We start from the raw sequence: 11,996 nt of genomic DNA on the forward strand, positions 1-11,996 counted from the left end.
AGATCCTTCCGCATATGACTTTTTCATCATCTAATGAGTCATGAATGTTATCCTACCATAGGATCGTATGAATTAATAGTCTTTAGAAGGAGCTGATTGATCCCCTTTAATAATGGAAACGCCTGCACTGGCACCGATGCGGGTTGCGCCTGCAGCTGTCATCGCTTCTACGTCTTCTTTTGTTCTTACGCCGCCTGATGCTTTGACACCGATGTCAGGTCCAACTGTTTTACGCATTAATGCGATGTCCTCAGCTGTTGCACCGCCTGTACTAAATCCAGTCGATGTTTTGACGAAATCAGCGCCAGCTTTTACAGAAAGTTCACAAGCTCGTACTTTCTCTTCATCTGTGAGTAGACAAGTTTCAATGATGACTTTCACTAAGGCTTTGCCTTTTGCTGCGTCTACAACGGCACGAATATCTTGTTCAACTGCATCATATTCGCCATCTTTCAATGCCGCAATATTGATGACCATGTCCACTTCAGTTGCACCGTTTTCAATGGCATCCTTTGTTTCAAATGCTTTCACTGCTGTTGTGTTTGCACCTAACGGGAAACCGATAACTGTACATACATCAACGCCTGTTCCTTCTAGTTCTTTCGCCGCAAGAGATACCCAAGTTGGGTTCACACAAACGGAAGCAAATTGATATGTCTTTGCTTCTTCTAGTAACTGCATGATCGCAGCTTTAGATGTATCTGGTTTTAGTGCTGTATGATCAATGAGCTTTGCTATTGTCATGGTTCACACTTCCTTTTAATTATGATACTTTCATCATAAATGACTGTTGAACAATTGTAAACATAGTTATGAAATTTTGTTCATCTATTTTGTGACATTTAAAAGAGCTCTTGCTGTGTGCTGATCGATCATCAATACGTTCGCATATTTTCCTCTCAGCGCCCCATGGATAGAAGCAACCTTTCGATGTCCACCAGCAACAAGAATGGAGCGCTCTTTTGTTCTCAAATCATCAAGCTCCACCCCGATTGTGCGATTGTTAATCGCTTCACTGCAAATGCGTCCTTCTTGATCATAAAAACGCGAACAGATATCTCCAACACTGGATGTCTTGAGTAGCGCCTTTTCTTCTTCACGGAAATAACCGAGTCTAAACAAAAGCGCCTCATCTCTTACCGTCCCAACAGTAAACACAGCGATATTTGCCTGTTTGCCCATTTCAATAATGCGCTGGATATGTCTGTCCTGTTCGACCATCTCTTTAACGGCGGCACTATCGAACACAACAGGCAGCGGCAAATAGCGTGGTGCCGTTTGAAAAGCTGATGCAAACAGCTGGATCGTTTCCGCAGAATATGTATTCACATGTGAATGGCTGATTCCACCTTTCAGCTGAACAACTTCTACCCCTTTTACCTGTTTAGGTTGCATCTTTTGAGCAATTTGATACATCGTGGTGCCCCAGCTCACTCCAACGATATCGCCGTCTTTCACCGTATTCTGAAGATAATCTGCACCAAACCGGCTCAAGTAATCAGTAATCGTTGGATAATCGTCCTTTGGTGAAAATACCACATGAGCCTCGAGCAGATCATATTTTTCTTTCAGCAATGAGGACAGCTCATTTAAATCCTCAAATGGGTCCATCACTGTAATTTGGACGTACCCTTTTTCCTTCGCATACTGAAGCAGACGAGACACCGTTGGCCTCGACAGGTCAAGCTGCTTAGCGATTTCCTGCTGACTGTAATCAGATAAGTAATAGAGCCTTGCTGCTTCAATACTTAATTGCTGTTTCTCCCGATCCATTCGTACGCCTCCTTTTTTCCTCTATCATAACAAATTGTTCACTTCACCATGCACAAATGTTCATTTAAAGAAAATGGTGTAGGCTGCGTGAAAGGTCTCTTGCTTCTCTAAAGTTTGAATGCCGAATTTCTCCTTATACTGCCCATTCGTCCCTTCCATATCAGCGATCCCATACCAAGGCTCAATACAAACAAAAGGAGCCATTGTTCCCTTTTCTTGATCATATGGAGACCAAATACCAACGAACGGAAAACCACTGAGATCGACCTCAATGCCGTGACCTGCTTGAGAAGTCAATGATACTTGATGAATATGACTAAAGATCATTGCATCGTTCTGAAAAAGTTCTGGGCGAAGTTGAATCGGCTCAAACTCAACACCTTTCTCCTTCTCTCTCACAAGTGAATCATGAAGTTCATATTGGACTGGATCATGTTCGGTGGAAGGTGCCAATGTGAGTGAATAATCAGCTGTCTGCTCACCTTCAACAAGCGGAACATGAAATGCCGGATGCCCGCCAATTGAGAAATACATCGTGCCATCTCCTTCATGAACAATTTCCCAGGAAATCGTTAGTCCATTTTCCGACAGTGCATAACTGATGCGCGCTGTAAATTCATACGGATATTGTGACGTGTGACGGCCATTTGATTGATATTGAAAAACCACCTGATCTTTTGCTTCTTCAAATAGTTCAAAATCAACATCACGCAAAAATCCATGCTGCGAGAGTTGATACGTTTGATCGTCTATCTTGTATTGATCATCCTTCAACCGTCCGACAATCGGAAATAAGACGGGCGACACCCTGCCCCAATAAGCAGGGTCACCAGACCACATATATTGACGTCCACTTTCTTTATGAAGCACCTCTCTCACCTCGGCACCTCTCTCATTGATTTGAACCAATAACAGATCATTTTCAATCGTTCTCATTCAACACATCCCCTTTCCTTCTTCTTTTATTATGACAGGGATTTTCGGTTTGAGTATAAAAATAAGAATCCCTCAATCCTTAGAAAGTTTCTTCATATAAAAAAATTTTAAAAAAGACAGAAATTCGCCAACAAAATGTAATGCTGATTCGTCTAATCTTATATAAAATAAAAGAATCGTTGTTCTTTTGGAGTGACAACAAAAAAGACGCGTTTGACATTGATGGGGGATTCTTTTTCATGAACAGCAAGGAAAACCGTTTACGTTACATATTAGGATTAGATGGGCTGAGAGCTGTTGCCGTATTGGCGGTCATTGCTTATCACTTACATATTGAACCCGCAAGCGGCGGGTTTCTTGGCGTTGATTTGTTTTTTGTGATTTCTGGTTACTTGATTACAACCATCTTGCTGCATAAGCAGGATTTGGGTTATCAAGAGCTTCTGCCTTTTTGGATGGGCCGCATCAGAAGGCTGCTTCCAGCTGCCTACGTCATGATTTTTTTAATCGTTAGCTGGTGCGCCATTGCTGGTTCAAATGCATTAATGTCCATTCGTGGCGATGCCTTATCGTCCTTTTTTTATGTGAGTAACTGGTGGTACATTTTTCATCAGCTCTCTTACTTTGACAGCTTCAATGCTGTATCTCCACTAAAAAATTTATGGTCTTTGGCGATTGAAGAGCAATTTTATCTCATTTGGCCGGTACTGTTGATTGCTGGACTGAAATGGGTGAAAAATAGATCCCATCTTCCTATGATCACCTTTGGTCTGGCACTTGTATCTGCGTTATGGATGGCCATTCTCTATTCACCGGATACTGACCCGAGCAGGATCTATTATGGAACAGACACACGTGCGTTTGCACTCCTCATCGGGTGCAGTCTTGCATTTGTCTGGCCCATGCACAGACTTTCCAGCAGAAAATTACTTCCTGTCGGCAGACGTATACTACATATAGCCGGATTCGGTTCGATGGTCATTTTCCTCTTATGTGTTTATGCAGTCGATGAATTTGACGGCTTTCTCTACCAAGGCGGTATGCTTTTATTCTGTCTGAATGCAGCGATCTTAATTGCGTGTGTCTGCCATCCTGCCAGTCTTATTGGGAAATGGATGTCTTTTCAACCACTCGTTTGGCTCGGGAAGCGGTCTTATGGCATCTACTTATGGCATTATCCAATTATCGTGCTAACCACACCGGTCATTGAGATTGGACAGCCTTCCATGGGACGTGTCACATTACAGCTCATCGCAATTCTACTCATATCAGAGGCTTCCTATCGTTTGATCGAACAGCCGATTCGTAAACTCGGGTTTAGACACTATTTTGCCTCTTGGTCGATTTGGAAAACAGGAATCAAGCAATGGTCTATGTCCAATAAAGTGCTTCTTGGGATTGCCGCAGTCCTTTTGATTTTATTTACCATTGGTATGTCTAGCTCGTCTCATACATCCCCGCATGCGCAAGAAGTAACACAAATTAAGACAGCGCCCCAAAAGGCAGGCAGTCAGACAGAATCAAAAGTGAAGAAAAAGAAAGACAAACATGAGAAAAAAGCAGCGGATCCTAAACAATTTCACCAAGTTCTTGCCATTGGTGATTCCGTCATGTTAGACATTGCTTCAAATTTAGAAAAGGCCTATGAACCCATCACCATTGACGCAAGGGTCGGAAGGCAAATGAACGAAGCCATCCGCATCGCCCCTCAATATGCTTCTTTTAACAAGGCTGATGCCGCTGTTATTATTGAGCTTGGCACAAATGGTTATTTTACAGAGGGGACTTTGACCTCATTCATTCAACATTTCTCGAAGGCTCATATTTTTCTTGTGAACACTCGCGTTCCAAGATCTTGGGAAAATGATGTGAATGCAGTCATTGAGCGTGTGGCCAATCAACATCACAATGTGAGCTTAGTCGATTGGCATTCAGCTGCCACAGGACAGCCATCCTATTTTCAGCCAGATGGCGTTCATCTTTCCACAAAAGGCTCTGACACATTGACTCAGCTCATTAAAGCCAGTATCAAGAAAAAAGGAGATGTGTCCTCAGCATCATAAGAAAGCTAGCATCCTGTGAAGACATGTGTGCAGTTGCTCTGCGTATTTTGATAGAAGATTCAAAAAAAGACATGCTTTCCAATGATTGGAGGCATGTCTTTTTTTGTGATGGATGAGCACGGAGCTGCATTATGTTTTACTTTTAAAAGACCAAACGATGACAGGGATGAGAATTAACGATAAAATTCCTCCGCTTAAAGATAATGTAGCATAACTCGTATTCGCTACGACCATTCCTGAAAGGGCACCGCCAGAAGCACCTGCTAACGCAACAAAAACATCGAGTGTTCCTTGGGTTTTTGCCCGGGTTGATGGATCTGTAGAATCCACTATTTGAGCAGTACCACTAATTAAACCAAAGTTCCATCCCAATCCAAGTAAAGACAAAGCAATGATTAATAGAATCATTGAATCACTTGGTGCGAATGCTGCTAATAAACCAGCAAGTAACAATGTGATGCCCGACGCTATGCTCATAGCTGTTCGTCCTAGTTTATCTACAAGTACACCCGTGATAGGTGAAGGAAGATACATGGCCCCTATATGAAAACCAATTACAATGCCCACTTCGGCTAATCCATGACCATGATGCTGCATATGCACCGGTGTCATGGTCATGAGTGCCACCATGACAATTTGAGTTAAGATCATAACCGTGGCACCTACTGTAAGCCCTTTTTTATCTGTTTTTGTATCAGCAGCATCTCGTTTATTTCCATGCCCATGTTCTGCTTTGTAAGCTGCTATTCTTCGGGCAATGTCTAACGGATCAGGACGCAGTAGAATAAAAAGGACAAGACCAGCTACAATTAGTGATGCTGCTGATAAAATAAAGGGACCAGCAAGTGCTGGAACACCAATTGATACTGCAAATTTACCCATCACTTCAACTAAATTCGGACCTGCTACTGCTCCAAATGTTGTCATGACCATTGTTGTACTAATTGCAGTTGCACGCTGTTTAGAATTCGCTAAGTCCGTTCCCGCATAACGCGCTTGTAAGTTTGTGGATGTTCCTGCGCCGTAAATGAAGAGCGATGCAAATAATAAAATGACACTATTCATCATAGCTGCCAGCACAACGCCAATTGCTCCGAGCCCTCCAGCAACAAAACCTGTCGATAAACCGATGCGTCGTCCATAACGTTGCGAAAGCTTTCCTACAATGAATGCTGACCCAGCTGACCCCAAAGTAAATAAAGCGATTGGAACTCCTGCATACGCTTCAGTCCCAAGCATTTGTTGCGCTAAAAGGGCACCTACCGTAATTCCTGCGGCTATTCCAGCCCCTCCAAATATTTGCGATAGACTGACAACGAACAATACTCGTTTATATAATTTTTTCAATTTTTGGGGTGAATCTATATAATTCTTCACTACATCTTGTTCTGTATCTAGCACTTGTAAACACCCACTTGAGATTTATTTTCCAAATATAATCATTATGTCAGTTCAGTCTACAATCCTCGATTTGAATCTCTTTCACCTCTCGGCCATTTACATGGAGAGCAAGCTGTTGTTTTCGGATCATAGACACCTTGTTTTTAAATGGATCATGAATAAAGCGCCCACATGACTGACCTGTACTTTTGAGCTGACGCGTATCTTTTGTCGTTTTCTTTTATACCGTTAAAAGGCTGGCTCTCAATGCTAATGCGTGCTTTTCCTTCGTTTTTTGATCCACCAACGCAAAATCACCATTCTCATACGCTAATGAAAATAATTCTTCAATATGAAAGACACCTGCCTGAAACTGCCTGCTCAATACATGCAGTGCCGCAGCACTTGCGACTTGAGCCGTTGCTTGAGACTCATCGCGACCTTTTATTCCAAGCGCTGCCTGATGAATTTCGTTACCCTTCATTCCTACCGCTTCCACTTTCACTGCATATTGATCTGTACCCATTTGAGCAGATTGAATCAGTGAAATGGCTCGTTCCTTGATTTTCGGCATCGTGAGAAGGGACGTCATTCCGAGTTTCCTTGTGAGAGCAAATGCACGTGTCGCTACGCCAGAATCAAAACAGAGCCTTGTTGTCACAGAAGGCACATGGAGCGTCGAAGGCAATGTTTGCTGGTCAGAGAAAGGGAACTGATAGGCTTGCCGCTTTCCAAGCGTTTTGCCAAAATCAATGCGTTTCCCTCCAGTAAAACTTTTGACTTTCTTTCGCTGATAATTCTTCGTCAGCTCATAATCCGTATGCACATGATCAAGCGTCCATTCAATAGCTGCTTTTCCATGCTGGTCGCCTAACCCAAGCATGATACTAATATCAATTTGCTCCACAGAGGTCAGAATAGATGCCGCCTTCGCTGCAAGCAAATTGGTGAGACCAGGTGCAAGACCTACGCTCAGCACAGCCGTTGCGTTCAATGGTTGCTGTACCTTTGCCAGCTGCTCAATATAGGCTCCTTTTGCCGAAATATCTAGATAATCAATGCCTGATCGTAAGCATGTTTCAGCAAATGACGTGTCATCTTGATCAAGACACATGATCACGAGTTTCGTTTCATCCATCCAGTCCGTATCCACTGGTTGTCTTACGTCTATCTGAAATGGACGTACACGCCCATTCGTTTGGCGTGAAAATTGTTCAGCCTTCTCATAACTTCGGCCAGCCGCAAAGACTTGCCCTGGATACACGTCACTTAATTGAAGACATATTTGCTGCCCCACATGTCCATAGCCGCCTATCACCATCACTTTTGACCTCATTTTCCAACCGCCTTTCTATTGCCTCTTTTACAAACAATCCCTTTGATCATGCCAGCTTGAAAATAAGGTCTGATGTCTTGAAATCCTGCTTCGGTTAATTGTGCTGTCATCTTTTCTTCAGACACGGGATATGTTGTGACACCCAGCCTTTCTCGGAAGGACGTAAACACTTCCTTTCCCAAGCCTTGACGCTTCATGAAGAGAGAAAGCATATGAAGCTCCTGCTGAGATGCAGGCGTTTCTGGGTCTCCTTGAATAAACGCCAGCACGAGCGGTCCCCCTGGCTGAAGCCGGCGGGCGATCTCCTGTAAAAAGGGCAGCTGATCTTTTACAAAATGAATGACAAGCAAACTTACTGCTGCATCGTACGACTTTTCAACCGGCACTTTGTCTAAGGCCATCTCATACCATGTGACGCGTTCTTGCATATGAAGCTGTGCCACTCTGCGCTTGGCCATATCAAGCATAGTTGGAGATGGATCAACCCCTGTGATATGCCAGTCTTTATTTCTTTGAAGCATGTTGATGATCTCTTCGCCCCCACCTGCTCCGACTGTTAACATGCGAGAAGCCGCTCCCATTAATTCGATTTCTACTCTATCCACTGTCAGCTCATGCAAAAGATGATAGCCCGGTACTTTATGTGCAATTGTCGCCGCATAGGATTCAGCAACAGGATCATGCCAATGTTGATTTACACTCATATGTCTTCTCCTCCAGTTTCCGCTTTGCTTCGTTTCCTTTACACTAACGGTATGTTATCTTCATTGTAAGAAGATAGATGAGAAAAAACGATCCCTAAAAGTGGGGATATTGAGGAGGAGATCAAATGAACAATCCAGCCGCTCATTTTCAGCAGCTGAGAAAAAACATTCGAGATGAACTTGCTGCTATCTGTGATTTTGATGCTGCCTGTATCACAACCATTGATCCAGCTACTCTCCTCTCGACGGGTTCTTTTACAGATGAGCCGATTGAAGCCATACATAACGAGCTGTTTCAAAATGAATATTTAAAAAAAGATGTGCACCAGCATGAAGATCTAGCGAAAGGTCCTGTCCACGCTGCCAGTCTCGTCCAAAGCGGAGAATACACCAATAGTGGTCGATACCAGCACATTTTGTTACCTAACGGATGGGCAGATGAATTGCGGGCAGCCCTTGTGATTCAAGGTGAATGCTGGGGAATTGCCAGCCTTTATCGGAAAAAGGAGAAGGAACCTTTTCATGAACAAGATATACAAGCGGTTAGTCGCCAAACACCAGCACTAGCTGCCAAGCTGAGAGATGAACTTTTTAAAAGAAGAGAAACGGAAGAAGATGAAACGGCGGAACACCAAGGCTTTCTCATTCTTTCACACGATTACCATCTTCTTTATGGAAATGAAACCGGACTTCATTGGCTTCACACCTTCCAAACCTTTGAGCAAATTCATGACGGTGCCATCATGCCCCGTCCGTTTAGAGCATTAGGTGCTAAGCTTTTATATGGCGGCGGTGACCAAACAGCGGTCAGCATCACCAGAATGCCGACAGGGCGTTTTCTCTCTCTTCAAGCATTTCGATTAGCACAGGCAGCCGGGCAGGAAGAGGCTGTCATGATTCATATTAAACGAGCTCAAACAAGTGACATCCTTCCTTATATAGCGAAAACATATCGGCTGACAGAAAGAGAAATGAACGTCCTTGACTGCTTAATCAAAGGACAATCCACAAAGGAAATTGCCAGTACGTTATTTATCTCGCCTCATACGGTGCATGACCATGTAAAGGCGATGCTCGAAAAAACAAATTTGAACAGCAGACGTATGCTCGTTTACTTTTTCTCACACATATAAAAAAGCGGCTACCTCATTGGTAGACCGCTCTTTCTTTATTTTCCGATGACTCGCTCATGCAGAACATGTGCGACTCCTGCTTCGTTATTGGATTTTGTCACAACATCCGCAACTGCTTTGACATCTTCAATGGCATTTCCCATCGCAACGCCACAGCCCGCAAATTCTAGCATCGACACGTCGTTCCCATTGTCACCAATCGCCATCACTTCTTCACGAGAAATCCCCAGTTCATGCGCTAGAAGCTTCACAGCATTCCCTTTGCTCACATCAGGATGAAGAATTTCTAGGAAGAAATCTGTGCTTTTTACCATCATGTACTGATCCTTCACTTCAGATGGAATGGCTTGTATCGTCTTTTCCAAACGTTCCGGCTGATCAATATACATCATCTTCGGAAGTCTCATGGATGGGTCTGCCTCTTCGACAGGTAAATACTTGAGCGGCAATTTCGTTAAGTACGATTCAAGTACCGTGTATTCACTAATATCCCGATTTGGTGTGTATAGATGAGCTGAATCGAAATAATGCATAGGTGTATCCAGCTGACGGCTCAGTTCATATAAAGAAGTCAAATCATCATAGGATAAAGTTAATTCTGATACGACTTCATTTGTATGGCTGTTTTGTACAAGCGCTCCATTATAGGCGATGACATAATCCCCCTCTTGATCGAGCTGCAGCTCTTTTAAGTAGCGATGCACCCCGCCAATCGGCCGGCCTGTACATAAGACAATTTTAACGCCTTCTGCCTTCGCCTGTTGAATCGCAGCAAACACCTCATCCGGCACCATATGCTGATCATTTAATAACGTACCATCCATATCAATTGCGACTAATTTATACATTCACTGCTCCCCTTTTCTCAGCAAAACGTGCTGTCACTATTTTGAGTGATCATCTACATGATCACATGCTGTTCATCATACTATGTACCTATTTTAGCCTATCGTTTTTTTCTCACACTGTCTACTTGTTCATATCTGTAACAAAAAATCACTTCATCCTCATCTATTATAACCTATTCTATGAAATCCGCTGTGAATAGAACAGATCTCTCATTTTAACAGTATGAAAAGGAACAAATGTTCATCGGAGAATATTTTGAAACTAGCAAATCTAATTGTATGATGGATAGCAAAGAAAGGAGGTGCAGGGAATGATTACATTTACGAGAGGAAAATTGTCAAAAATGTCTGGTGTACATATTGAAACCATTCGTTTTTATGAAAATGAGGGTGTGCTCCCCGAGCCTAAGAGAGCACATAACGGCTATCGTTTATATGATAAAAAATATGTACTCATGCTATCCTTTATCACTGAAGCAAGAAAGCTAGATTTCTCACTCAAAGAAATTCGAGAAATTATCTCGTCACTATTCGAGAAACAGTCGAAAACAGAAGCGGAACAGCTGCTCGAACAAAAAGTAGAAGATATTCAAAAATCCATTCAAGAGTTAAAAAAGAGGAAGGCGGCCATTCAATTGTTAACAAAACAAACATTAGCTAACATTAGTTAATTGTAAGGGCTGCCAAAGATGTGCCGGTATTTTTTACTGGCACCCCTCTGCGACTAGCTGTTAAGTACACGTTGTATGAAAACATCAGGTATACTAGAGACAGCTTGACGTGACATCAATCGTATGAAAGGGGTTATGAATAGAATGAGAATAGCAACCATTGGAACAGGTGTGATTGTGGAAGGTTTCCTCCAGGCAATTGAACAGCTTGAAGGGGCTTCTTGCCACGCTGTCTATTCAAGAAAGGAAGCTACGGCAAAGAAACTCGCAGATCAATTTGGGGTGCAAACGACTTATACGGATTTAACCACTATGTTAGAAGATCCCCACATAGAAGCGGTATATATCGCATCACCCAATCGTTTACATAGCGAGCATGCCACGGCTGCATTGAAACACGGAAAACATGTGATTTGCGAAAAGCCTTTTACCTCTAATGTGAAAGAGCTAGAAGCCTTAATCGCTCTCGCAAAGGAAAAGCAGCTCTTCCTATTTGAAGCCATTACGACCGTTCATATGCCCAACTATCATTTAATCAAAAAACACCTTCATCAATTAGGCAGAATCAAACTCGTTCAATGCAACTATAGTCAATATTCAAGTAAATATAATCAGCTGCTCGCCGGGGAAACACCGAATGTCTTTAACCCAGAGTTTTCTGGCGGTGCCCTCATGGATATTAACATTTACAATGTTCATTTCATTATGAATCTATTTGGTTCACCGAAAGACGTTCGTTACCAGGCCAACCGCCATCCAAACGGCATCGACACATCTGGTGTTTTAACTTTTACTTACAATGATTTCATCGCCACAAGTGTTGGCAGCAAAGATACAAGCAGTATGAATTTCGCTTTGATTCAAGGGGAAAAAGGGTTCCTACATGTGAAAAATGGTGCGAATGGCTGTGAGGAAGTGTTGCTGCATATAGGAGACCAAGTCACTTCACTCAATGCACAAACCAATTCAAACCGCCTGTTTTATGAAGCAGAAGCATTTCAGCATATCATTGAAACCGGAAATGTCGAAAAGTGTTATGAATGGCTTGATGACAGTCTTTCTGTCATGAAGGTTCTTGAAGCCGCTAGGAAAGACGCCGATATTGTTTTCCCAGCGGATCATGCTTAAATAAAAAAACCGCCTTCTGATGAA

Annotated in this window: 11 protein-coding genes; 4 read left to right on the forward strand and 7 right to left on the reverse strand. The window is 42.8% G+C overall.

Annotation, left to right across the window (positions count from 1 at the left end):
- Nucleotides 1-72 precede the first annotated feature (72 nt).
- The 3 genes from deoC to ABG082_RS18355 form a co-directional block, all read right to left on the reverse strand.
- Nucleotides 73-744, reverse strand: coding sequence for a deoxyribose-phosphate aldolase (gene deoC / locus ABG082_RS18345; RefSeq protein ID WP_007498018.1), 672 nt, complete (start codon nt 742-744; stop codon nt 73-75).
- A gap of 84 nt (nt 745-828) precedes the next feature.
- Nucleotides 829-1,773, reverse strand: coding sequence for a sugar-binding transcriptional regulator (locus ABG082_RS18350; protein ID WP_019743593.1), 945 nt, complete (start codon nt 1,771-1,773; stop codon nt 829-831).
- A 60-nt stretch (nt 1,774-1,833) separates the two neighbouring features.
- A complete protein-coding gene (locus ABG082_RS18355; RefSeq protein ID WP_342498725.1) occupies nt 1,834-2,709 on the reverse strand; it encodes an aldose 1-epimerase family protein in 876 nt (291 codons plus the stop codon).
- A gap of 239 nt (nt 2,710-2,948) precedes the next feature.
- On the opposite strand from ABG082_RS18355, the gene ABG082_RS18360 reads away from it, so the two are divergent.
- Nucleotides 2,949-4,772, forward strand: a complete 1,824-nt coding sequence (locus tag ABG082_RS18360; RefSeq protein ID WP_348936367.1) for an acyltransferase family protein — start codon at nt 2,949-2,951, stop codon at nt 4,770-4,772.
- Between the two features lie 129 nt (nt 4,773-4,901).
- On the opposite strand, the gene ABG082_RS18365 is transcribed toward ABG082_RS18360, so the two are convergent.
- The 3 genes from ABG082_RS18365 to ABG082_RS18375 all read right to left on the reverse strand — a co-directional run bounded on the left by ABG082_RS18365 (nt 4,902) and on the right by ABG082_RS18375 (nt 8,192).
- A complete protein-coding gene (locus ABG082_RS18365; protein WP_348936368.1) occupies nt 4,902-6,173 on the reverse strand; it encodes an MFS transporter in 1,272 nt (423 codons plus the stop codon).
- 220 nt (nt 6,174-6,393) lie between these two features.
- Nucleotides 6,394-7,488 carry a saccharopine dehydrogenase NADP-binding domain-containing protein gene (locus tag ABG082_RS18370; RefSeq protein WP_348936369.1) on the reverse strand — a complete coding sequence of 365 codons (1,095 nt, stop codon included), beginning with the start codon at nt 7,486-7,488 and terminating at the stop codon, nt 6,394-6,396.
- A complete protein-coding gene (locus ABG082_RS18375; RefSeq protein ID WP_348936370.1) occupies nt 7,485-8,192 on the reverse strand; it encodes a class I SAM-dependent methyltransferase in 708 nt (235 codons plus the stop codon). The genes ABG082_RS18370 and ABG082_RS18375 overlap by 4 nt, the downstream gene beginning before the upstream one ends.
- A gap of 125 nt (nt 8,193-8,317) precedes the next feature.
- Here ABG082_RS18375 and ABG082_RS18380 point away from each other — a divergent pair, with 125 nt between their 5' ends.
- Nucleotides 8,318-9,325, forward strand: coding sequence for a LuxR C-terminal-related transcriptional regulator (locus tag ABG082_RS18380; protein ID WP_142153279.1), 1,008 nt, complete (start codon nt 8,318-8,320; stop codon nt 9,323-9,325).
- A gap of 35 nt (nt 9,326-9,360) precedes the next feature.
- Here ABG082_RS18380 and yidA read toward each other — a convergent pair whose 3' ends face one another.
- Nucleotides 9,361-10,173, reverse strand: a complete 813-nt coding sequence (gene yidA, locus ABG082_RS18385) for a sugar-phosphatase (RefSeq protein ID WP_024719208.1) — start codon at nt 10,171-10,173, stop codon at nt 9,361-9,363.
- Nucleotides 10,174-10,484: 311 nt separating this feature from the next.
- On the opposite strand from yidA, the gene ABG082_RS18390 reads away from it, so the two are divergent.
- Both ABG082_RS18390 and ABG082_RS18395 read left to right on the forward strand, forming a co-directional pair.
- A complete protein-coding gene (locus ABG082_RS18390) occupies nt 10,485-10,844 on the forward strand; it encodes a MerR family transcriptional regulator (protein WP_061420697.1) in 360 nt (119 codons plus the stop codon).
- A 144-nt stretch (nt 10,845-10,988) separates the two neighbouring features.
- Entirely contained in the window at nt 10,989-11,972 is a 984-nt protein-coding gene (locus tag ABG082_RS18395) for a Gfo/Idh/MocA family oxidoreductase (RefSeq protein WP_348936371.1), read from the forward strand.
- Nucleotides 11,973-11,996 lie beyond the last annotated feature (24 nt).

Source organism: Bacillus sp. BS1807G30 (genome assembly GCF_040047675.1).
GTDB lineage: Bacteria > Bacillota > Bacilli > Bacillales > Bacillaceae > Bacillus > Bacillus altitudinis.